We start from the raw sequence: 21,257 nt of genomic DNA on the forward strand, positions 1-21,257 counted from the left end.
AACCTTATTTAGGAGTTCGTTCGACATGCTGCATTTGTCCCGCCTTACCTCGCTGGCCCTGACCATCGCCCTGGCCCTCGGCGCGCCACTGGTCCATGCCGCCGAGACTGCCCAGTCCGCCGCCACCGCCGCGGCCAAGGCGCCGCTACCGCTGGACGAACTGCGCACCTTTGCCGAAGTGATGGACCGCATCAAGGCCGCCTATGTCGAGCCTGTGGATGACAAGACCCTGCTGGAGAATGCCATCAAGGGCATGCTCAGCAACCTCGACCCCCACTCCGCCTACCTGGGCCCGGAAGATTTCGCCGAATTGCAGGAAAGCACCAGCGGCGAGTTCGGCGGCCTGGGCATCGAAGTCGGTATCGAAGACGGCTTTATCAAGGTGGTCTCGCCCATCGACGACACCCCGGCCTCCAAGGCGGGCATCGAGGCCGGCGACCTGATCGTCAAGATCAACGGCCAGCCAACGCGCGGCCAGACCATGACCGAGGCCGTCGACAAGATGCGCGGCAAAGTCGGCCAGAAAATCACCCTGACCCTGGTCCGCAACGGCGGCACGCCTTTCGACGTGACCCTCAGCCGCGCGATCATCCAGGTCAAGAGCGTGAAGAGCCAACTGCTGGAAAACGGCTATGGCTATATCCGCATCACCCAGTTCCAGGTCAAGACCGGCGAAGAAGTGGCCAAGGCCCTCGCCGCACTGCGCAAGGAAAACGGCAAGAAGCTCAACGGCATCGTCCTCGACCTGCGCAACAACCCTGGCGGCGTACTCCAGGCCGCCGTGGAAGTGGTCGACCATTTCATCACCAAGGGTCTGATCGTCTACACCAAGGGCCGGATCGCCAACTCCGAGCTGCGCTTCTCGGCCACTGGCAAGGATCTGAGCGAAGCGGTGCCGATGGTCGTGCTGATCAACGGCGGCAGCGCTTCGGCTTCGGAAATCGTCGCCGGCGCCCTGCAGGACCAGAAGCGCGCAGTCCTGATGGGCACCACCAGCTTCGGCAAGGGCTCGGTACAGACCGTGTTGCCACTGAGCAATGACCAGGCGCTGAAGATCACCACCGCCCTGTACTTCACACCCAACGGCCGTTCGATCCAGGCCCAGGGCATCGTGCCGGACATCGAGGTACGCCAGGCCAGGATCACCAACGCCCAGGATGATGAAACCTTCAAGGAAGCCGACCTGCAGGGTCACTTGGGCAACGGCAACGGTGGCGCCGACAAGCCGAGCGTCAAGACGGTCAAGGGCAAGGCCCGGCCACAGGACGACGACTTCCAGCTGAGCCAGGCCCTGAGCCTGCTCAAAGGGCTGAGTGTCACCCGCGGCAACTGATGCCTCGCTCGCTCCTGCCCCAGGGTAGGAGCGAGCTGTTTACCGAGGCCAAGGATCGCCATCCTGTCCCCAAAACGTGGAGCCCGACCCCATCCGCATGCCGTTATTCCTTCATCGACTCTGCCGCTCCATCCTGCTCGGCGCTCTCTGCCTGCTGAGCCTGCCCGCCACACACGCCAGCGAAGCCCCCGCACCGCGCAAGGCCTACCTGACCCTGATCATCGATGACCTGGGGCAGAACCTGCCACGCGACCGCCGGGTGCTCGCCTTGCCCGGCCCGGTCACTGCCGCAATCATGCCTGACACACCCCACGCCGCTGAAGTCGCCCGCGAGGCCCATCGAGCAGGCAAAGTCGTGATCCTGCATATGCCCATGGACCCGGCCACCGGGCCTTTTGCCTGGCATCCCGAGCTGTCCCAGGAAGAACTCGGCAAACGCCTGGACGCCGCATTCAAGGCCGTGCCCTATACCAGTGGCATCAACAACCATATGGGCAGCCGTATGACCGCCGAGCCCGGCGCCATGGCCTGGCTGATGGGCGAACTGCAACGCCGGCACAAGTTCTTTGTCGATAGCCGCACCAGCGCCAAGACCGTCGCGGCCGCGCAAGCGCAGCACATTGGCCTGGCCAGTGTTTCGCGGGATGTGTTTCTCGATGACGAACGCACCGAAACGGCGATTGCCGGGCAATTGCAAACGGCGATCCGCCTGGCCCACAAACAGGGTTCGGCAGTGGTGATCGGCCACCCCTACCCCCAGACCCTCGCGGTACTGGAGCGCGAATTGCCCAGGCTCAAAGCCCAGGGCATCGACTGGATCGATATCAAACTGATGATTGCGTTACGTAGCAACCGGGCCATGGCGGCTCATGGCCCTGCGGGCCAGTATCGGTAACGCTCGCAGAGCGCAGTGGCAAGCCACAAGCGTCAGGCTTGCCGCTAAAGATAGCGCGCAAGGATCTCGTCAACCCGGCCTTCCTGGCGCAATTGGTCCAGCGCCGCTTGCAGCCGCGCCACGGTTTCATCCGACACCTGCCGGTTCAGCGCCAGGTACAACTCGGCGCTATTGAAGCGCAATACCGTCTTGAGCCCGGTCACCCCGATCTGGCGCGCCAGATAGCGTCCGGCCGGATCGCCCGTGGCCCACAGGTCGATCTGTCCGGTCAGCAGTTTCTGCGCATTGTCCTGGTCACGCAGCACCACCAACGGCGCCAGCCCCTGCTTGGCCAGGGTCAGGGCAATTGCATCACCCTTGTAGGCGCCAATCTTGTACTGGCGGGCCTCTTCCAGCGATGTCAGGACAATGTTGCTATCGGCCTTGGCCAACATCACCCAGTCATCCGGCCCAATCGGCCCAACCCATTTGAACAGATGCTCGCGCTCTGGCAGCCGGGCCATGACAAAGGCCCCATAGCCGGGATTTTCCAGGGCGAGTTTATAGACACGTTCCCAGGGAAAACGCAGGGTCAGGCTGTAGGGCATGCCGGCACGCTGGAAGGTTTCACGCACGATATCGACGGCAATGCCTTCGATATTCTCACCTTGGGCGAAGTTTTTGCCGTTCTTCGCCATGTTGTAGGGCGGGAAGTTTTCGGTCAGCAGGACCAACGAATCCTTGCGAATCTCAGCCCCCTGGGCGCCCCCCACGAGCAGTAGAGAAGCACTGGCAAAAACAAGCAGAAGGCGTTTGAACATACTGACCTACCGAAATCCATGGCGAGCCCCAGAGTGACCCGAGCCCGCCATACTGTCCAGTGGCCTGTAGGGCCTAGCGAATGACTATGCCGCGCTGGGCCATATAGGCCTTGGCTTCCGGCACGGTGTATTCGCCGAAGTGAAAGATACTGGCGGCCAATACTGCGCTGGCATGACCTTCGAGAATCCCGTCGGCCAGATGCTGCAAGTTGCCGACACCGCCGGACGCGATAACCGGAATACCCAGCGCATCGCTGATGGCCCGAGTCACGCCCAGGTCGAACCCGTTCTTCATACCGTCCTGGTCCATGCTGGTCAGCAGGATTTCACCGGCGCCCAGGCCTTCCATCTTCTTCGCCCACTCAACGGCATCCAGGCCGGTCGGCTTGCGACCACCGTGGGTGAAGATCTCCCAGCGCGGGGTTTCGCCTGGCAGGGAAACCTTCTTGGCATCAATGGCAACAACGATGCACTGCGAACCGAAATGCTGCGCCGCCTCGCCCACGAACTCGGGGTTGAAGACCGCAGCGGTATTGATCGAGACCTTGTCGGCACCGGCGTTGAGCAGGTTGCGAATGTCCTGCACGGTGCGTACACCGCCGCCGACGGTCAGCGGGATAAACACCTGGCTGGCCATGCGCTCGACGGTATGCAGGGTGGTGTCGCGGCCATCGACGCTGGCGGTGATGTCGAGAAAGGTAATCTCGTCGGCGCCCTGCTCGTCATAGCGGCGGGCGATCTCCACCGGGTCGCCGGCATCGCGGATATTCTCGAACTTGACGCCTTTGACGACCCGGCCGTTGTCCACGTCCAGGCAGGGAATGATGCGTTTGGCCAGGGCCATGGGCTTTTCTCCGGAAAGTAGTTTTTAGCGGCAAGCTTCAAGCGGCCAGTCAAGCACCACCTGAAACCTGCGGCCTGCGGCTAGCCCTTGTAGCCGTCGCACAACGCCTGGGCCTCGGCCACATCCAGGGTGCCTTCGTAGATCGCACGGCCGGTGATGGCGCCGATAATTCCTGGTGCCTTGGCATCCAGCAGCGATTGGATATCACCCAGGTTGTGGATACCGCCGGAGGCAATCACCGGAATCCGGGTCGCCGCAGCCAGGGCCGCGGTATAGGACACGTTGCAGCCCTGCATCATGCCGTCCTTCGCAATGTCGGTGTAGACAATGGCGGACACGCCGTCGGCTTCGAACTGCTTGGCCAGGTCGATCACCTGCACGGTGCTGATTTCGGCCCAGCCGTCAGTGGCAACAAAACCGTCCTTGGCATCCAGGCCAACAATGACCTTGCCCGGGAACGCGCGGCAGGCCTCGGCCACGAATGCCGGATCCTTGACCGCCTTGGTGCCGATAATCACGTAGCTGACGCCAGCCTTGACGTAGTGCTCGATGGTTTCCAGGGAACGGATCCCGCCGCCGATCTGGATTGGCAGGGTCGGGTAGCGCTTGGCAATGGCCGTGACTACTTCGCCATTGACCGGCTGGCCTTCGAAGGCGCCGTTCAGGTCGACCAGGTGCAGGCGACGGCAACCGCCCTCGACCCACTTGGCAGCCATGCTGACCGGGTCATCGGAAAACACCGTGGAATCTTCCATGCGGCCCTGGCGCAGACGCACGCAGGCACCGTCTTTGAGATCGATAGCGGGGATAATCAGCATAGCGTTTCCTTCGTAGAAGAGCGGCAAGCTGCAAGCCACAAGCTGCCAGCATACGTGCCTGTTCTCGGCGCCCCGGGCGTAAGGCCGGTGGCTGCCTTCAATTCTTTTCGAGCGACCACACGTCGCTTTCGATGCTTTCGAAACGCTCCTTGAGGTGCGTCTGCACATCGAAGATCGCCCGATTGTAATAGTGCGGAGCGACTTCGCGGGTAAACAGCTCGAGGATCTCGGCCGCCTCGAACGAACCCAGCTCAAGCTCGAAACGGTCCTCCATGAACCGCTTGATCTTGAGCGTGGCCGCGTTCTCCTGCTCGGGAGTGAGGCTGAGAATCGGCGGTTTCTTCCGGCTCATTACCAGCGACCATCCCAGGCGGCGAAGTTCTGCAGCAATTGCAGGCCATGGGTATGGCTCTTCTCCGGGTGGAACTGCACCGCGAAACGCGAGCCATCGGCCAGCGCAGCGGCGAAGTCGACGCCGTAATGCCCGCCACCCACCACCTGGCGTGGGTTTGCGGCAGCAATGTAGTAGCTGTGGACAAAATAAAAGCGCGCCAGGTCCGGGATGTCGTGCCACAGCGGGTGATCCACCGTCTGCTTCACTTGATTCCAGCCCATATGCGGGACTTTCAGATGCTCGCCATCTTCATGCTGATCCTTGGCGAACAGCTTTACCTGGCCAGGAAACAGACCGATGCAGTCCACACCGGCGTTCTCTTCACTGTGGTCGAGCAACGCCTGCATGCCCACGCAAATGCCGAGGAACGGCCGGTCCTGGCTGACTTCGCGCACCAGCGCGTCGAAACCCAGGCGACGAATCTCGGCCATGCAATCGCGAATCGCGCCAACCCCCGGGAACACTACCCGGTCGGCTTCGCGAATGACATTGGCATCGCTGGTGATCAGAACCTTACCGGCGCCCACGTGCTCGAGGGCCTTGGCCACCGAGTGCAGGTTACCCATGCCGTAATCGATAACCGCGACTGTTTGCATCAGAGCACGCCCTTGGTCGACGGCATCTGCCCGGCCATGCGCTCATCCAGCTCGACAGCCATGCGCAATGCGCGGCCGAAGGCCTTGAACACGGTTTCGATCTGGTGGTGGGTGTTGTGCCCGCGCAGGTTGTCGATATGCAGACTGACATTGGCGTGGTTGACGAAGCCCTGGAAGAACTCCTGGAACAGGTCGACATCGAACCCGCCCACGGTGGCGCGGGTAAAGGGCACGTGCATTTCCAGGCCTGGACGGCCGGAGAAGTCGATCACCACGCGCGACAAGGCTTCATCGAGCGGCACGTAGGCATGGCCGTAGCGGCGGATGCCTTTCTTGTCGCCGATGGCCTTGCTGAACGCCTGGCCAAGGGTGATACCGACATCCTCCACGGTGTGGTGGTCGTCGATATGCAGGTCGCCCTTGCATTCGATATCCAGGTCGATCAGCCCGTGTCGGGCGATTTGATCCAGCATGTGCTCAAGAAAGGGAACACCGATATCGAATCGGGCCTTACCAGTGCCATCCAGGTTGATCGAGGCTTTGATCTGGGTTTCCAGAGTGTCGCGCTCGACGCACGCCTTACGTTCGGCCATCACCAGCTCCGCAAAATCATTGGGCGAAAAAGGCAGCCATTATAGGCACGCGGGAGACAAACAGAAACACGAAGGACAATATCGCCGACCCGCCAAAAACCAGGCGCGCCCGTGCAGGAGCCAGTTGGCTGGCGATCAAGCCGGCACGGAGCACCCGACCGGCCTTGCACCGACGCCCCACATCACTCCCCGGCCTGCCCGCAAAGCGGCGTAACAGACACGCCGCCCGCGAATCAGCGAGGGTTTTAGTGGAACAACACCGCGGTTTTCTGCAGTGTCACCCACACGCCCCAGGCTAATGGCACACCCACTGCCAGCCAGGCGGCAATCACCCATGGCAGGCTGGCCGGCGAGGACTTCCACTCCAGCACCGTACTGCTGTCGGTGCCTTTGTCATGCCCCAGCGCCTGTTCGGCGGCCAGTTCGGCTTCGGTCATGAAGTACTTGTCGTCCACCGGGCGGACCAGCAGGTTGCAGATAAAGCCCAGCACCAGCAGGCCGGCGAGGATATACAGCGTGATGTCATAGGCCGCGGCCCGCTCGACCCCGATACTCAACTGATACTCACGCAGGTAGTTCACCAGTACCGGGCCCAGCACCCCGGCAGCGGCCCAGGCGGTCAGCAGCCGGCCGTGGATCGCGCCGACCATCTGCGTACCGAACAGGTCCGCCAGATAAGCCGGCACCGTGGCGAAACCGCCGCCGTACATCGAGAGGATGATGCAGAACGCCGCGACGAACAGCGAGACATTGCCCAGATGGCCCATGTTCGGGATCAGCGCGTACAGGGCAAAACCCAGGGCGAAGAACACGAAATAGGTGTTTTTACGGCCCAAGTAGTCCGAGAACGACGCCCAGAAAAACCGCCCGCCAATATTGAACAGACTCAGCAAACCGGTGAAACCGGCGGCAATCGCGGCAATCTGGCCGAGTTGTGCGGCATCCAGTTGACCAAAGCTCAGCTCGTTGCCCAACAGCTTGCCGCCGAAGACTTCCTGCAGCAGTGGCGAAGCCATGCCGAGGATGCCAATACCGGCGGAAACGTTCAGGCACAGCACCAGCCAGACCAGGCGGAACTGCGGGGTCTTCCAGGCGACGTTCACATGGACATGGCGATGGGTAATCATCGCATTGGAGGCTTTCTTCGCCGGCGCGGTCCAGCCTTCGGGCTTCCAGCCGGTCGGTGGCACACGGTAAGCCAGGGCGCCGCCGATCATGAAGATAAAATAGATCGCCGCCATCACCAGGAAGCTCTGCCAGACGCCAACCCCCTCAGGCGAAGCGAAGTGGTTCATCAATGCCGCCGCCAGGGGCGCACCGACCATCGCGCCGCCGCCAAAGCCCATGATCGCCATACCGGTGGCCATCCCGCGTTTATCCGGGAACCATTTGATCAGGGTCGACACCGGCGAGATATAACCCAGTCCTAGCCCGATACCGCCAATCACCCCGGACCCCAGCCACATCAGCCAGATCTGGTGGGTATAGATGCCCAACGCGGAAATCAGCAGGCCGCCGCACCAGCACAGCGCCGAAACCACACCGGCCTTGCGCGGCCCGGCGTGTTCCAGCCAGCCGCCCCAGATGGCCGCCGAGCAACCGAGAAAGATAAAGAACAGCGTATAGATCCAGCCCAACATGGAGATCGGCCAGTCGCAACTGGACGAAAAGACCTGAGCGATAAAGCTCATATCCGGTGCGCAGGCCACAGGCGCATTCACGCCCAAGGCTTTGGACAGCGGCAGCCAGAACACCGAGAAGCCGTAAGCCATGCCGATGCACAAGTGGATAGCCAGGGCGGCCGGTGGCACCAACCAGCGATTGAAGCCAGGCTTGGCGATGATCCGTTCCTTGGACAGGAACGCAGGCGCACGGGCGTGACCGCCCGACGTAGTGCTAGAGCTCATTGTGTTTCCCCCATTTTTATGTGGAACACCAGCCACGCTTCACGTCCGGCCTTGGTGCACACAGGCATGGCCGTTTTATCGAGTGAAGTCGCACAGCGCGACAACGCGCCGCACAAGAACTGACGAACGGCCCAAGGGTAGCATTTGCCACTATGGGGAACCTGACTGATCGGCTGTTTTATCCGCCAACTGCACCGGCTCCCCAGCCGAAACACTGGCGTGTTGCCGTCCACGCCCCACAAAGGAGAGCCCATGCCCGTCGTATTTGAACCCTTGACCCTGGCCACCGAGCAAGACCGTCAGGACCTGCATAAAATCTATCTCGATGCCCCCGACGGGTTGCTCGCCGACCAAGGCGGTGCCTCGACATTCATCGCCAACGCCCTGGCCAACGGCCAATTGGTTGCCGGACGTTTCAACGGCCGCTTGCTCGGCGCCGCACGCTTGGATCGTCAGGCCGGTGTCTGGCAGCTGTCGCACTTGTGCGTGCGCAAGCTCACGCGCCGGCGCGGAGTCGCCGAACGCCTGCTCTGCGAAGCGCATCGCCTGGCCAGACAGGCAGGGGCCGAACTACGCCTGCTGGCGCCCGCTGGACACCTTGAGGCCCGGGCGCTAGCCGCCAAATTGGACCTGCCACTGAATCACGACTGAAACGCCGCATCGCCTGCCGCCGGATTCAGGGCGCTATACTCGCGGGCTAAATTTTCCATTCCTCTGACTGCAAGGACTCGCCCATGAAAGCATTCGGCAAAATCCTGGGTCTGGTGATTCTCGGGCTGTTGCTGATCATTGTGGCCCTGGGCTTCGCCCTGACCCACCTGTTCGATCCCAACGACTACAAAGACGAGATCCGCCAGATTGCCCGCGACAAGGCTCATATCGAGCTGACCCTCAACGGTGATATCGGTTGGAGCCTGTTCCCCTGGCTCGGCCTGGAGCTGCATGAAGCCAGCGTGGCGACCCTGAGCAAACCCGACCAGCCGTTTGCCGACCTGCAGATGCTCGGCCTCTCGGTGCGCGTGCTGCCACTGCTGCGCCGTGAAGTGCAGATGAGCGATGTACGCGTCGAAGGCCTGAACCTGCGCCTGAACCGCGACAAGGACGGCCACGGCAACTGGGAAGACATCGGCAAGCCGGCCGTCGCCGCCGCACCTGCGCCAGCGTCCACCCCAACAGAGCAGAGCAGCGTGGGCGAACCTGCAAGCGGCAGCGACAAGCCAGCCCAGCCGATCAAGCTCGATATCGACAGCCTGACCGTCAACAATGCCCGCATCGAGTTCAACGACGAGCGCAGCGGCCAGCAGTTCAGCGCCGAGAGTATTCAGCTCAGCACCGGCGCGGTCCATGAAGGCAGCACTATCCCGGTCAAGCTGACCGCCTTCTTCGGCGCCAGTCAGCCCGCGCTGCGCGCGCGCACCGAGCTCAACGGCAACCTGCGCTTCGACCGCGCGCTCAAGCGCTATCAGTTCGAGGATATGCGCCTGTCCGGCGAAGCCTCTGGCGAACCGCTGCAGGGCAAAAGCCTGACCTTTGTCGCCCAGGGCCAACTGTTGGTCGATCTCGCGGCGAACGTCGCCGAATGGAACGGCCTGAAGCTGTCCGCCAACCAACTGCGCGCGATTGGCGAGCTCAAGGCCAACGACCTGGACAAAGATGCACAGATCAGCGGCGGCCTGTCGGTAGCCCAGTTCGACCTGGCCAAATTCCTCGACAGCATCGGCCAGCCCCTGCCAGCCATGGCCGAGGGCAGCCTGAGCAAGGTCGAGCTGGTCAGCCGTCTCAAGGCCAGCCCCACCAGCCTGGCGTTCGAGAACATCAACCTGAAGCTCGACGACAGCACGTTTAGTGGCCGTATCGCGGTCGAAGACTTCGCCAAGCAATCATTGCGCGTGCAGCTCAAGGGCGACACCTTCGACGCCGACCGCTACCTGCCGCCTAAATCCGCCGATGCCAACAGCGCCGCGCAGGCGCGTCAGGCCGAAGTGCAAAGCGCCGAAGCCGCAGGCGCGGCCGGCACCACCCCCTTGCCGGACGCCCCGACCAAGGGCGCCTGGAGCACCGAGAAACTGTTGCCCGTCGAACGCCTGCGCGCCTTGGACGTGGATGCCGACCTGAACTTTGGCCAACTGACCCTGAGCAAGCTGCCGATCCACAATGCCGCCCTCAAGGCCAATGGCCTGGGCGGCCTGCTGAAGCTGGAAAATCTGCGCGGCGAGCTCTACAACGGCAGCTTCGAAACCAAGGGCAGCCTGGATGTGCGCCCCGCCGTACCCACGCTCAGCCTGCAAACCCGGCTGAACAAAGTGCCAGTCGAGCGCATCCTTCAAAGCCAGGGCCAGAAGCCGCCGGTCAAAGGCGCGCTGACCCTCACCAGCGACCTGAGCGGCACCGGCAACAGCCAGAAAACACTGATCGACAGCCTCAATGGCAGCGCCAGCTTCGCGCTCTACGATGGCGTACTGCTGGACGCCAATCTGGAGCAGCAACTGTGCACCGGTATCGCCACCCTCAACCGCAAAGCCTTGAGCACTGCGCCGCGGGGCAAGGACACGCCGTTCCAGGAGCTCAAGGGCAGCCTGAACATCCGTAACGGCGTGGCCAGCAACCCGGACATGAAAGTCCGTATTCCCGGCCTGACCGTCAACGGCAACGGTGATATCGACCTGCGCGTGCTGGGCATGGACTACCGCGTCGGCATCATTATCGAAGGCGACAAGAGCGACATGCCGGACCCGGCCTGCCAGGTCAACCCGCGCTACGCCGGGATCGAATGGCCATTGCGTTGCCGCGGCCCGCTGGAACTGGGTGCCAAAGCCTGCCGCCTGGACAAGGATGGCCTGGGCAAGGTCGCGGCCCGCCTGGCCGGTGACAAACTCAGCGAAAAGCTGGAAGAGAAGCTCGGCAACAAGGTCAGCCCGGAACTGAAAAACGCACTCAAGGGGCTGTTCAAGCGATGAGAGCCGAGCAATTTTCAGCAGCGGTGCTGGACTGGTACGACCATCACGGTCGCCATGACCTGCCTTGGCAACAGGGCATCACGCCTTACCGGGTGTGGGTCTCGGAGATCATGCTGCAGCAGACCCAAGTCAGCACTGTGCTGAACTACTTCGACCGATTCATGGCTTCGCTGCCGACGGTCGAGGCCCTCGCCGCCGCGCCGGAAGACGAAGTGCTGCACCTGTGGACCGGGCTGGGCTACTACACCCGCGCCCGCAACTTGCAAAAAACCGCGAAGATCGTGGTCGCCGACTATGCCGGCGAATTTCCCCGGGATGTGGAAAAACTCACCGAGCTGCCGGGCATCGGCCTGTCGACCGCTGGCGCCATCGCCAGCATCAGCATGGGCCTGCGCGCGCCAATCCTCGACGGCAACGTCAAACGGGTCCTGGCGCGCTTTACCGCCCAGGAGGGCTACCCCGGCGAACCCAAGGTGGCCAAGCAGCTATGGGCCACCGCCGAGCGCTTTACCCCGGCCACCCGGGTCAACCACTACACCCAGGCAATGATGGACCTGGGCGCCACGCTCTGTACGCGTAGCAAGCCCAGTTGCCTGCTCTGCCCACTTGAGAGCGCCTGCGAAGCCCATATGCTCGGCCTGGAGACGCGCTACCCGATTCCCAAACCACGCAAGAGCGTACCGCAAAAGCGCACCCTGATGCCGCTGCTGGCCAATCGCGAAGGCGCCATCCTGCTTTACCGGCGGCCTTCCAGCGGGCTCTGGGGCGGGCTCTGGAGCCTGCCCGAATTGGATGAACTGAGCGATCTGGAGCACCTGGCCAGCCAACACTCGCTCGAACTGGGCCAGCAGCAGGCCTTGCCCAATCTGATCCACACATTCAGCCATTTCCAGCTGGCCATCGAGCCCTGGCTGGTACGCGTCGACACGAGCGCCCACCACGTGGCCGAGGCCGACTGGCTCTGGTATAACCTCGCCACCCCGCCGCGCCTGGGGCTTGCCGCCCCGGTGAAAAAGCTGCTCAAGCGCGCCGCCGATGTATTGAATACAGGAGAGTCGTCATGACCCGTACCGTAATGTGCCGCAAGTACCAGGAAGAACTGCCAGGGCTGGAACGCCCCCCGTACCCGGGTGCCAAGGGCCAGGAGATTTTCGATCACATCTCGCAGAAAGCCTGGGGCGACTGGTTGAAGCACCAGACCCTGCTGATCAATGAAAAACGCCTGAACATGATGAACGCCGAAGACCGCAAATATATCCAGGGCGAGATGGACAAGTTCTTCAGCGGCGAGGATTACGCCAAGGCCGACGGCTACGTACCGCCTGCGGAGTAACCCGCTGGCAACCGGTTTCGGACGTAAGCGACGGTAATAATTAAATATTTTTTCAGATCGTGCTTGACGACCCCTCGAAAAACGCTTTTAATGCGCCCCGTTGCCCAGATAGCTCAGTCGGTAGAGCAGGGGATTGAAAATCCCCGTGTCGGCGGTTCGATTCCGTCTCTGGGCACCACCTTCAGCTTTCAGGTGGTGCAAATCACGTGAAAGCAAACAATAAACCCGCCTAGTGCGGGTTTTTTGTTGCCTAGGGTTTATCACCCCCTTCCCGCAAACCCAGCCACGCCTGGCCATCCGATACGACCTGGAATCCGCTCGCTGCCTCAAGGCAAAACACTCCACCCGCTTTGAACCACCGATTGAGCGGCATCAGCCTGCGCACTCCAGAAATAGGCAGCGATTCAATCGACACACGACCGGCGATCGGATTCAGCGAGAAGGCGCTCTGGCAAGCCGCCCTGCCTTGGGTTAATTTGCGCGCCTTCGGCCTGCTGGCCAAGGTCACGGACAGGGATGCCCGGACAATTCGCGCCCCTTCACGGAGCGCACCTCATCCCAGCCCTGAGTAAGTCCTGATGTCTTTGCAAAAGTCTCTAAGAGCGCAAATTCTCGCCCTGCTGACCGGCAGCCTGCTGGCCGTGTTATTGATTGCCCTGGCCTGCTTCCACTTCCTGTCAGGCGGCATACAAAACTACGCCAACCTGATCGCCGGCCCACTGCACACCTCGCAATTGATCGATGAAGCCAACCTGCAATTCAAGGTGCAGGTTCAGGAGTGGAAAAACGTTCTGGTACGCGGCAAACAACCCGCCGAGCGGGACAAATACTGGGAGCAGTTCGAAGAGCGCCAGCGCGATGTGCAGCGCATCCTGGGCGAACTGGCAGGACAGCAAGGCCTCGACGCCCCACTCAAGCGCCGCATCGAACGCCTGCGTGATGAGCACCACCAGTTGGGCGCCGCCTATCAAAAAGGCCGCGATGCCTTTATTGCCGCTGGCGCCGACCCCAGCGCAGGCGACAAAGCGGTCAAGGGCGTGGACCGCGCCACCAGCGAGCAGATGAGCGCCCTGGTGGCCGAGTTGCGCAAGGATGGCGCCGAGCAGTCGACGCTGATCCGTGCCAGCGCCGAGCGCACGGTACTGTTGGGGATCATCGTGCTACTGGCCTCCGGGCTGCTGATAGGCCTATCGAGCCTATGGTTGGTCAACCGCAACCTGATCGAGCCGATTCGCGCCCTGATCGACTACGTCGCCCAGCTCAGCCAGGGCAGATTTGCCGAGCGCGTCGCCAGCAACCGCGAAGATGAACTGGGCAAGCTGGCCGTCGCAGCCAACACCCTGCGCGACTTTCTGGCCGACACCTTCACCCGCCTCCAAGGCAGCGCCAAGGACCTGGAAAGCGCCAGCGGCGAGCTGAATGCCATCGCCAGGCTGATGGCCAGCGGCACTAACGAGCAATTCAGCCGCACCGACCAGGTCGCCACGGCGATGACCGAAATGTCTGCCACCGCCCAGGAAGTGGCCCGCCATGCGGTCGACGCCGCGAAAGCGGCCGACGATGCGGACCAAGCGGCCCAGCAGGGCGAAAAGGTTATGCAAGGCACCATCCAGACCATCACCCAGATGCGTGGTGAAATCACCAGCACCGCCACGGTCATCCGCCGCCTGGAAGCCGACAGCGGTCGCATCGGCAAGGTGCTGGAGGTCATCCGCGACATCGCCGAGCAAACCAACCTGCTGGCACTGAACGCTGCCATTGAAGCGGCCCGGGCCGGCGAGCAAGGCCGCGGCTTTGCCGTGGTAGCCGATGAAGTACGCAGCCTGGCCCAACGCACGGCCGCCTCGATCATCGAAATCAACCAGATCATTCAAACCGTGCAAAGCAGTGCCGTGGACGCCGTCCAGGCAATCGAGAACGGCCAGTCACGCAGCGAGCAGAGTGTCGAGCAAGTCACCCAGGCCGGCGCCATGCTGGAGCGCATCACCCTGGCAGTGGAAGCCATTCGCGATATGAACCGCCAGATCGCCACTGCCGCGGAAGAACAAACCTGCGTCGCCGAAGATATCTCGCGCAACCTGACCGAGATCACCAGCATCGCCAGCACCAACCTGAACAACGTGCAGCGCACCGAAACAGCCAGTCACCACCTGCATGGCCTGTCGGGGCAATTGAATGAAGTCACGGCGCGTCTGAGCGCCTAGGCGGCGTGAGCCCTGCCGGCACCTCGGTGCTCGACGGGGCCAGGCATCACCCTGAAACAAACAAGAACCCACCTGATGCGGGTTGTTAATTGTCAGAGAAACATCCCGAGACATACCTGCACGAATTTCAACAACATCCCGACCCTCCTCACACAAAGCCATAAGCGCTGTTGGGGAGAATCGCCATTTCCGAGCGCTGGCGCCCGGCAACGGCCCGCCAGCCCACACAGCCGAGTCCGCAGGAGAGTGACCTTATGTTCGGGATGTTTTCAAAAGCCGCAATCATCGGCTGCGTACTGGCACTGGCTTCAGGCTGCACCGCTTCGGACTGGATATCCGCCGCCGGCGCCATGGCCAATGCCCAGGACGACTTCAAAAAGCAGCGCACTCTGAACAAGATCAAGGCCGCCAACCGAGCCGCCAGCAAAAAGAAATAGCCGCCCCTTTGTCGCCCTGAAAAATAGGCCCTTGGCAAACCGTCCGCCATGCTGATAATTGCTGCTTTCCTGCCGACCATAAGCACCCAAGCCCATGCCGTCCCAGAACAAGCAGCACAAGCGCGCCCAACGGGCAAAAACCAAGGCCAAGCAGAACCGCAGTCAACGCGCAGCAAAGCCGGTCGATACGTTGCCAGCCGACGATGACCGCCTGGACTTCAGCGAAGTCGACCTCTCGGAGCTGTTCGACAAAATGCGCCGCGCCGAAAAAACCAGCCAACAGGCCATGTGCACGGCCTTTCTCGAAGACCCATTGCTCGAACTGGTGCTGGAGCAGGAGGGCGAAGAGTTCGCGACCGACTTTATCCTGTCGGCCCTGATCGAGTACCGTCAGTGGTCCGCCGAAACCGATGAAGCCGGGGCGCTGGCCTGGATCGAGTCGGCGCAGTTCCAAGCCGACTACGTGGCGGCCTCCCAGGCCGTGCAACAATCCTGAGCCCGATAACGGCAGCCGGTTGGCTCAATCAGCGATTTATCCTTCCAACACCCGGGCAAAGCTGGCAACATCGCGCCCTTTTTTACGCGACACCTGCCCGGACACTGCCGTAAAACGTTGTCCGGTTGTTGACGGCGCGACAGTCTCCTGTAGCGATGCGACAACCTGCCGCATACCGGAGCGATTAGCCCGGCGGCCCGGTTGGCTGATCTTCGAACCCTATGCTAGCTTGGCGCCACGCCAGGAAGGCGCGCCAACAGCAGGAGCGCAACAGAACCCTATGAGGACCGCACATGGCTGAGGCCACGCCCGCGCTTGAAATCCGCAACCTGCACAAACGCTACGGCACGCTCGAGGTGCTCAAGGGCGTCTCGCTGACCGCACGCGACGGCGATGTGATCTCCATCCTCGGCTCCTCGGGTTCCGGCAAGTCCACCTTCCTGCGCTGCATCAACCTGCTGGAAAACCCGCACCAGGGCCAGATCTTGGTCGCCGGTGAAGAACTCAAGCTCAAGGCCGCGAAGAACGGCGAACTGGTTGCCGCCGACGGCAAGCAGATCAACCGCCTGCGCAGCGAAATCGGCTTTGTGTTCCAGAACTTCAACCTCTGGCCGCACATGAGCATCCTCGACAACATCATCGAGGCACCGCGCCGCGTACTGGGTCAGAGCAAGGCCGAGGCCATCGAGGTCGCCGAGGCCCTGCTGGCCAAGGTCGGCATCAGTGACAAGCGCCACGCCTACCCCGCCCAACTGTCCGGCGGTCAGCAACAACGCGCGGCCATCGCCCGCACCCTGGCCATGCAACCGAAGGTCATCCTGTTCGATGAACCCACATCAGCACTTGACCCGGAGATGGTTCAGGAAGTACTCAGTGTGATCCGCGGTCTGGCCGAAGAAGGCCGTACCATGCTGCTGGTCACCCATGAAATGGGCTTCGCCCGTCAGGTTTCCAGTGAAGTGGTCTTCCTTCACCAAGGCCTGGTCGAAGAGCAAGGAACGCCAGAGCAGGTCTTCGAAAACCCGCTTTCGGCTCGCTGCAAACAATTCATGTCCAGCAACCGCTAACGGAGCAACACGCATGCAGAACTACAAGAGAATTCTCCTGGCCGCTGCCGTCACCCTGGCCTTCAGCGCCGGTGCCATGGCTGCCGAGAAGCTGAAAATGGGCATCGAAGCGGCCTACCCGCCGTTCAACAACAAGGATGCCAGCGGCCAGGTCGTTGGTTTCGACGTCGATATCGGCAACGCCCTGTGCGCCAAGATGAAGACCGAGTGCGAAATCGTCACCTCCGACTGGGACGGCATTATCCCCGCCCTGAACGCGAAGAAATTCGACTTCCTGATCTCCTCGATGTCGATCACCGACGAACGCAAGCAGGCCGTCGACTTCACCGACCCCTACTACTCCAACAAGCTGCAGTTCATCGCCGCCAAGAAAGACGCCGAGTTCAAGACCGACAAGGCCGGCCTCAAAGGCAAGATCATTGGCGCACAGCGCGCAACCCTGGCCGGCACCTGGCTGGAAGACAACCTGGGTGACGACATCACCATCAAGCTTTATGACACCCAGGAAAACGCCTACCTGGACCTGACTTCCGGTCGTCTCGACGCGATCCTGGCTGACAAGTACGTCAACTACGAGTGGCTCAAAAGCGACGCTGGCAAGGCCTACGAGTTCAAGGGCGACCCGGTTGAAGAAAGCGACAAGATCGGTATTGCTGTGCGCAAAGGCGACGCAGTTCGCGAGAAACTCAACGCTGCGCTGAAAGAAATCATCGCCGACGGCACCTACAAGAAGATCAACGACAAGTACTTCCCGTTCAGCATCCTCTGACCTGCCTGACCCGCGCGCCAGCCCCACGGCTGGCGCGCCGGTCCCTAGCCAAGCCTGCCCATGAATATTGATCTCTACGGATTCGGCCCGGCGCTTGCTGCCGGCGCACTGATGACCGTCAAACTGGCACTTTCGGCGCTGTGTCTGGGCCTAGTCCTTGGTTTGCTCGGTGCATTGGCCAGAACCTCGCCCTATAAACCGCTGCGCTGGCTGGGCGAAACCTATTCGACCATCGTGCGCGGTGTACCCGAATTGCTCTGGGTGTTGCTGATCTACCTCGGCACCATCACCACCATGAACCATATCGGCGAATACTTCGGTAATCCCGAATTAGCCCTGAGCCCATTCGCCGCCGGCGTGATCGCCCTGGGCCTGTGCTTTGGCGCCTACGCCACCGAAGTCTTTCGCGGCGCCATTCTGGCCATTCCCAAGGGCCACCGCGAAGCGGGAACCGCCCTGGGCCTGTCCAAACTGCGCATCTTCACTCGGCTGATTCTGCCGCAGATGTGGCGCATCGCCCTGCCCGGCCTGGGCAACCTGTTTATGATCCTGATGAAGGACACGGCACTGGTCTCGGTGATCGGCCTGGAAGAAATCATGCGCCACGCGCAGATCGGCGTGACCTTTACCAAGCAGCCGTTCACCTTCTATATGGTCGCTGCCGTGATGTACCTGGGCCTGACCATTCTTGCCATGATCGGCATGCACTACCTGGAAAAACGCGCGGCCCGCGGTTTTGTGAGGACCACTTAAATGAATTGGGAAGTCATCATCAAGTGGATCCCGCGCCTGGCCCAGGGCGCAACGCTGACCCTGGAGCTGGTCGCCATCGCCGTGATCGCCGGATTGATCCTGGCCATCCCCTTGGGCATCGCCCGCTCGTCCAAGCTCTGGTACGTACGCGCCCTGCCTTACGGCTACATCTTCTTTTTCCGCGGCACACCGCTGCTGGTGCAACTGTTCCTGGTCTACTACGGCCTGGCGCAGTTCGACGCCGTACGTGAAAGCGCGCTGTGGCGCTATCTACGTGATCCGTTCTGGTGCGCCACCGCGACCATGACCCTGCATACCGCGGCCTACATTGCCGAGATCCTGCGCGGCGCCATCCAGGCCATTCCGCCGGGCGAGATCGAGGCGGCACGCGCACTGGGCATGTCACGCCCCAAGACTCTGCTCCATATCATCCTGCCGCGTGCGGCGCGGATCGGCCTGCCGGCCTACAGCAATGAAGTAATCCTGATGCTCAAGGCCAGTTCCCTGGCCAGTACCGTGACCTTGCTCGAACTGACCGGCACTGCACGCACGATCATCGCTCGCAACTATCAGACGGTGGAGATCTTCTTCGCCGCCGGGGTGTTCTACCTGCTGATTTCGTTCGTACTGGTCCAGGCGTTCAAACTGCTCGAACGCTGGCTGCGGGTCGACGCGACCCAGGGGCGCTAAACCCACTCGCGAGTGGCCCTTGCCGTCCACTCACGATCCCCACCTGCCATTCGAGGCCTGCTCATGCCCGCCCCGCTCAAAGGCCACGACCTGCGCGATCGCTTCCAGGCTCTCGACGCCTTTCTCAGCGAGCATCAGGTCCTTTGGCGACCACGGCCCTTCACCCACCTGGAATTGCCCTGGGAAGCCCGCTACGCCGAATTGGCCCAGTGGTTGCGCCAGCGCACCCTGGCGGACGCAGAGGCCGACCATAACCAGCCCGAGCACCTTGCGGCGCCAGCGCCCTTCACCCAACTGGCCGCCCAGGCCAACCACCTGGGCGCAATCGGCGACCTGCCAACCCGCCCGCTGCACGCTGCCGCGCCCCGCCTGGACAGCGATGTGCCGGGGCGCAAGTGGCAACAGATAGAAGCATTCGCCAGTTGCCTGGACTTTACCCGACCACCCAGCCACTGGCTCGACTGGTGCGCTGGCAAGGGGCATCTGGGCCGACGCCTGCTACAGCCGCGACAAACCCTGACTTGCCTGGAATACGACCCGACCCTGATCGACGCCGGACAGCAACTGAGCCGCCACCATGGACTGACGGTCGAGCATCGGCAAATGGATGTCATGAGCCCGCACGTCACCGATGTCCTGAATAGCCAATGCACGCCAGTCGCCCTGCATGCCTGCGGCGATTTGCATGTGCGGCTGATCCACCTGGCCAGCGACGCTGGGTGCCGGCAACTGGCAATTGCGCCATGCTGCTATAACCGCATCGCCACGTCGCATTACCAGCCACTGTCCCAAGCGGCCCAGGCCAGCGAGCTGCGCTTGTCCCTCGATGATCTGGCCCTGCCACTGAGCGAAACCGTGACCGCTGGTGCCCGGGTACGCCGCCAACGCGACCTATCAATGGCACGCCGCTTGAGCTTCGATCTACTGCAACGGCAACTGCGCCAAAGCGCCGACTACCTGCCAACCCCCTCGTTGCCCAGTGCCTGGCTGGACAAACCCTTTGCCGACTACTGCCGCGACCTTGGCGCCCTCAAGGGCCTGAGCATCGGCGACCAACACGACTGGCCCGCCCTGGAAGCCGCTGGCTGGCAGCGACTGGCGCAGGTGCGCAACCTGGAGCTGGTGCGCGGCCTGTTTCGCCGCCCCTTGGAACTCTGGCTGGTACTGGATCGGGCCTTGCTACTTGAAGAAAAGGGCTACCAGGTGCAACTGGGGCAGTTCTGCGCAAAGCCGCTAAGCCCGCGTAATCTGTTGCTGCTGGCTGAAGCCATTTAGCAGTTTCAGCCCGTCAGCAGCCTGTGGATAACTCTGTTGATGAAAACTCGACGAGACCACAAAAAACAAGCAATACAGGGCTCCTACCGACCCGATCGTTTTTTGATCTATCGATAAAAAAACCGAGAAAACAGAGACTTACACGAAAGTGCGAAGTCGATCACAGATTGGCTTGGCTTGCACTCAAGGGTCGGCCTTGTTGTGCATAAACACCTGACGCTAAGGCATAAACCGCAATCAAACACGCAGCTGAAAAATGGCTAATCGATTGATAGCCGAGTAGATAGATTAAAGTTACGCACAACGTTGAATTCTTATCGGCGCGGGAGATGAAAATCTAATCCATCAAATCAACGCAAACAAACTCCCACACACTAATAAGAATCAATCTCTTATTCAAAGCCACGCTTTATTTGAAGTGCCCTTTATTGAGTTCACAGATTTCCCAATCGGAGCACTCATCGACCGAATAGACCGAATTAACCGAATTAACGGCCGCCGACCAGCCACCTCCATGGCCGTAGACCAAAGAAAACGCCAGATCGGATAGAAAAGCACAGGCCAGCAACAGGCATATAGCGATTAAATTTCTGTACAACGCCATGCCAATAACTGAAGCCAGTTTGGAGATTAAAGCGGGCATTCCTTCGCGTCTCGTAAAGTTATTTAGTCAATTAAAACAATGAGCCAAAACATTACTATCAACATATCCTACGCAACAATGAGATTTGTCTCACTTGTCGGTCCTGCATTAATCAATAGGTTTATAGCTCTAATCTTATTCGGGTTTACCATCAGTAACGCCGCTGGTGCTTCCTGCCCTACCAAAGCGAACCACCTACTGGGATGGGGTTGTCACCCCAGGCCGAGCGAGTCGCTTGGCAGGCCGGTGAAAATAGTCTGATATCAGGGGTTTACAGAACCTGATCAGTCGCTATAATCGTCGCCCAACACGCCGGTATAGCTCAGTTGGTAGAGCAACTGACTTGTAATCAGTAGGTCCCGGGTTCGACTCCTGGTGCCGGCACCATACAAAGCAGTAAAGACGCCACTCCACAGGATCTGGTTTCTCGACCGCAACCCATGACACGCGCAC

At 61.3% G+C, this 21,257-nt stretch carries 21 protein-coding genes, 2 tRNA genes and 1 pseudogene; 17 read left to right on the forward strand and 7 right to left on the reverse strand.

Translation table 11 applies throughout. The features are described 5' to 3' along the window. Positions 1 to 25 precede the first annotated feature (25 nt). Positions 26 to 1,333, forward strand: coding sequence for a S41 family peptidase (locus tag NPS46_RS09200; RefSeq protein ID WP_274106406.1), 1,308 nt, complete (start codon positions 26 to 28; stop codon positions 1,331 to 1,333). 133 nt (positions 1,334 to 1,466) lie between these two features. Then, complete coding sequence (locus NPS46_RS09205) at positions 1,467 to 2,228, forward strand: divergent polysaccharide deacetylase family protein (protein ID WP_274107106.1); 762 nt, start codon at positions 1,467 to 1,469, stop codon at positions 2,226 to 2,228. Between the two features lie 44 nt (positions 2,229 to 2,272). Here the strand turns inward: NPS46_RS09205 and NPS46_RS09210 are convergent, their stop codons facing one another. The 7 genes from NPS46_RS09210 to NPS46_RS09240 form a co-directional block, all read right to left on the reverse strand. Next, a complete protein-coding gene (locus NPS46_RS09210; RefSeq protein ID WP_274106407.1) occupies positions 2,273 to 3,028 on the reverse strand; it encodes a substrate-binding periplasmic protein in 756 nt (251 codons plus the stop codon). Positions 3,029 to 3,101: 73 nt separating this feature from the next. Continuing rightward, positions 3,102 to 3,872: an imidazole glycerol phosphate synthase subunit HisF gene (gene hisF / locus NPS46_RS09215; RefSeq protein ID WP_274106409.1), complete on the reverse strand. Its 771-nt coding sequence runs from the start codon at positions 3,870 to 3,872 to the stop codon at positions 3,102 to 3,104. Between the two features lie 80 nt (positions 3,873 to 3,952). Next, entirely contained in the window at positions 3,953 to 4,690 is a 738-nt protein-coding gene (hisA, locus tag NPS46_RS09220; RefSeq protein WP_274106411.1) for a 1-(5-phosphoribosyl)-5-[(5-phosphoribosylamino)methylideneamino]imidazole-4-carboxamide isomerase, read from the reverse strand. 97 nt (positions 4,691 to 4,787) lie between these two features. Continuing rightward, complete coding sequence (locus NPS46_RS09225) at positions 4,788 to 5,042, reverse strand: DUF2164 domain-containing protein (RefSeq protein WP_274106413.1); 255 nt, start codon at positions 5,040 to 5,042, stop codon at positions 4,788 to 4,790. Then, positions 5,042 to 5,680 (reverse strand): imidazole glycerol phosphate synthase subunit HisH, encoded by a 639-nt coding sequence (hisH, locus tag NPS46_RS09230; protein WP_274106415.1) that lies wholly within the window; start codon positions 5,678 to 5,680, stop codon positions 5,042 to 5,044. Before hisH ends, NPS46_RS09225 begins: the two co-directional genes overlap by 1 nt. Continuing rightward, positions 5,680 to 6,273 (reverse strand): imidazoleglycerol-phosphate dehydratase HisB, encoded by a 594-nt coding sequence (gene hisB, locus NPS46_RS09235; RefSeq protein ID WP_274106417.1) that lies wholly within the window; start codon positions 6,271 to 6,273, stop codon positions 5,680 to 5,682. Before hisB ends, hisH begins: the two co-directional genes overlap by 1 nt. Positions 6,274 to 6,518: 245 nt before the next feature. Next, a complete protein-coding gene (locus tag NPS46_RS09240; protein WP_274106419.1) occupies positions 6,519 to 8,180 on the reverse strand; it encodes an OFA family MFS transporter in 1,662 nt (553 codons plus the stop codon). Positions 8,181 to 8,432: 252 nt separating this feature from the next. Between NPS46_RS09240 and NPS46_RS09245 the strand changes: the two genes are divergently transcribed. From NPS46_RS09245 to NPS46_RS09310, 15 genes and pseudogenes are all read left to right on the forward strand, one after another. After that, the gene (locus tag NPS46_RS09245; RefSeq protein ID WP_274106421.1) at positions 8,433 to 8,831 is read left to right on the forward strand and encodes an acetyl-CoA sensor PanZ family protein; all 399 of its coding nucleotides are present in this window, start codon (positions 8,433 to 8,435) and stop codon (positions 8,829 to 8,831) included. Positions 8,832 to 8,914: 83 nt separating this feature from the next. Continuing rightward, positions 8,915 to 11,137, forward strand: a complete 2,223-nt coding sequence (locus NPS46_RS09250) for an AsmA family protein (protein WP_274106423.1) — start codon at positions 8,915 to 8,917, stop codon at positions 11,135 to 11,137. Further along, positions 11,134 to 12,201, forward strand: a complete 1,068-nt coding sequence (gene mutY / locus NPS46_RS09255) for an A/G-specific adenine glycosylase (protein WP_274106424.1) — start codon at positions 11,134 to 11,136, stop codon at positions 12,199 to 12,201. The genes NPS46_RS09250 and mutY overlap by 4 nt, the downstream gene beginning before the upstream one ends. After that, positions 12,198 to 12,470: an oxidative damage protection protein gene (locus NPS46_RS09260; RefSeq protein ID WP_274106425.1), complete on the forward strand. Its 273-nt coding sequence runs from the start codon at positions 12,198 to 12,200 to the stop codon at positions 12,468 to 12,470. Before mutY ends, NPS46_RS09260 begins: the two co-directional genes overlap by 4 nt. A gap of 102 nt (positions 12,471 to 12,572) precedes the next feature. Further along, positions 12,573 to 12,648, forward strand: a tRNA-Phe gene (locus tag NPS46_RS09265). Between the two features lie 883 nt (positions 12,649 to 13,531). Beyond that, positions 13,532 to 13,741, forward strand: a pseudogene (locus NPS46_RS25315) (methyl-accepting chemotaxis protein); the annotation flags it as partial. Positions 13,742 to 13,969: 228 nt separating this feature from the next. Next, entirely contained in the window at positions 13,970 to 14,674 is a 705-nt protein-coding gene (locus tag NPS46_RS25320) for a methyl-accepting chemotaxis protein (RefSeq protein ID WP_425312725.1), read from the forward strand. A gap of 254 nt (positions 14,675 to 14,928) precedes the next feature. Next, complete coding sequence (locus NPS46_RS09275) at positions 14,929 to 15,111, forward strand: hypothetical protein (RefSeq protein WP_274106427.1); 183 nt, start codon at positions 14,929 to 14,931, stop codon at positions 15,109 to 15,111. 94 nt (positions 15,112 to 15,205) lie between these two features. Next, the gene (locus NPS46_RS09280; protein ID WP_274106428.1) at positions 15,206 to 15,607 is read left to right on the forward strand and encodes a hypothetical protein; all 402 of its coding nucleotides are present in this window, start codon (positions 15,206 to 15,208) and stop codon (positions 15,605 to 15,607) included. A 293-nt stretch (positions 15,608 to 15,900) separates the two neighbouring features. Continuing rightward, the gene (locus NPS46_RS09285) at positions 15,901 to 16,674 is read left to right on the forward strand and encodes an ABC transporter ATP-binding protein (RefSeq protein ID WP_274106429.1); all 774 of its coding nucleotides are present in this window, start codon (positions 15,901 to 15,903) and stop codon (positions 16,672 to 16,674) included. A 13-nt stretch (positions 16,675 to 16,687) separates the two neighbouring features. Beyond that, positions 16,688 to 17,443 (forward strand): ABC transporter substrate-binding protein, encoded by a 756-nt coding sequence (locus tag NPS46_RS09290; RefSeq protein WP_274106430.1) that lies wholly within the window; start codon positions 16,688 to 16,690, stop codon positions 17,441 to 17,443. A gap of 60 nt (positions 17,444 to 17,503) precedes the next feature. Beyond that, positions 17,504 to 18,196, forward strand: coding sequence for an ABC transporter permease (locus tag NPS46_RS09295; protein ID WP_274106431.1), 693 nt, complete (start codon positions 17,504 to 17,506; stop codon positions 18,194 to 18,196). Then, positions 18,197 to 18,886, forward strand: coding sequence for an ABC transporter permease (locus NPS46_RS09300; RefSeq protein ID WP_274106432.1), 690 nt, complete (start codon positions 18,197 to 18,199; stop codon positions 18,884 to 18,886). Positions 18,887 to 18,949: 63 nt separating this feature from the next. Then, the gene (locus tag NPS46_RS09305) at positions 18,950 to 20,161 is read left to right on the forward strand and encodes a methyltransferase (protein WP_274106433.1); all 1,212 of its coding nucleotides are present in this window, start codon (positions 18,950 to 18,952) and stop codon (positions 20,159 to 20,161) included. Between the two features lie 954 nt (positions 20,162 to 21,115). Beyond that, positions 21,116 to 21,191, forward strand: a tRNA-Thr gene (locus NPS46_RS09310). The last annotated feature ends 66 nt before the right edge of the window (positions 21,192 to 21,257 follow it).

The sequence above is a fragment of the Pseudomonas putida genome (assembly GCF_028682395.1).
Classification (GTDB): domain Bacteria; phylum Pseudomonadota; class Gammaproteobacteria; order Pseudomonadales; family Pseudomonadaceae; genus Aquipseudomonas; species Aquipseudomonas putida_AB.

Coding starts and splice junctions, on each gene's coding strand:
- NPS46_RS09225 (WP_274106413.1), bottom strand. CDS start 5,042: ATGAGCCGGAAGAAACCGCCGATTCTCAGCCTCACTCCCGAGCAGGAG.
- NPS46_RS09300 (WP_274106432.1), top strand. CDS start 18,197: ATGAATTGGGAAGTCATCATCAAGTGGATCCCGCGCCTGGCCCAGGGC.
- NPS46_RS09280 (WP_274106428.1), top strand. CDS start 15,206: ATGCCGTCCCAGAACAAGCAGCACAAGCGCGCCCAACGGGCAAAAACC.
- NPS46_RS09200 (WP_274106406.1), top strand. CDS start 26: ATGCTGCATTTGTCCCGCCTTACCTCGCTGGCCCTGACCATCGCCCTG.
- mutY (WP_274106424.1), top strand. CDS start 11,134: ATGAGAGCCGAGCAATTTTCAGCAGCGGTGCTGGACTGGTACGACCAT.
- NPS46_RS25320 (WP_425312725.1), top strand. CDS start 13,970: ATGTCTGCCACCGCCCAGGAAGTGGCCCGCCATGCGGTCGACGCCGCG.
- hisB (WP_274106417.1), bottom strand. CDS start 6,273: ATGGCCGAACGTAAGGCGTGCGTCGAGCGCGACACTCTGGAAACCCAG.
- NPS46_RS09260 (WP_274106425.1), top strand. CDS start 12,198: ATGACCCGTACCGTAATGTGCCGCAAGTACCAGGAAGAACTGCCAGGG.
- NPS46_RS09245 (WP_274106421.1), top strand. CDS start 8,433: ATGCCCGTCGTATTTGAACCCTTGACCCTGGCCACCGAGCAAGACCGT.
- NPS46_RS09290 (WP_274106430.1), top strand. CDS start 16,688: ATGCAGAACTACAAGAGAATTCTCCTGGCCGCTGCCGTCACCCTGGCC.
- NPS46_RS09305 (WP_274106433.1), top strand. CDS start 18,950: ATGCCCGCCCCGCTCAAAGGCCACGACCTGCGCGATCGCTTCCAGGCT.
- NPS46_RS09295 (WP_274106431.1), top strand. CDS start 17,504: ATGAATATTGATCTCTACGGATTCGGCCCGGCGCTTGCTGCCGGCGCA.
- NPS46_RS09285 (WP_274106429.1), top strand. CDS start 15,901: ATGGCTGAGGCCACGCCCGCGCTTGAAATCCGCAACCTGCACAAACGC.
- hisH (WP_274106415.1), bottom strand. CDS start 5,680: ATGCAAACAGTCGCGGTTATCGATTACGGCATGGGTAACCTGCACTCG.
- NPS46_RS09250 (WP_274106423.1), top strand. CDS start 8,915: ATGAAAGCATTCGGCAAAATCCTGGGTCTGGTGATTCTCGGGCTGTTG.
- NPS46_RS09210 (WP_274106407.1), bottom strand. CDS start 3,028: ATGTTCAAACGCCTTCTGCTTGTTTTTGCCAGTGCTTCTCTACTGCTC.
- NPS46_RS09275 (WP_274106427.1), top strand. CDS start 14,929: ATGTTCGGGATGTTTTCAAAAGCCGCAATCATCGGCTGCGTACTGGCA.
- NPS46_RS09240 (WP_274106419.1), bottom strand. CDS start 8,180: ATGAGCTCTAGCACTACGTCGGGCGGTCACGCCCGTGCGCCTGCGTTC.
- hisF (WP_274106409.1), bottom strand. CDS start 3,872: ATGGCCCTGGCCAAACGCATCATTCCCTGCCTGGACGTGGACAACGGC.
- hisA (WP_274106411.1), bottom strand. CDS start 4,690: ATGCTGATTATCCCCGCTATCGATCTCAAAGACGGTGCCTGCGTGCGT.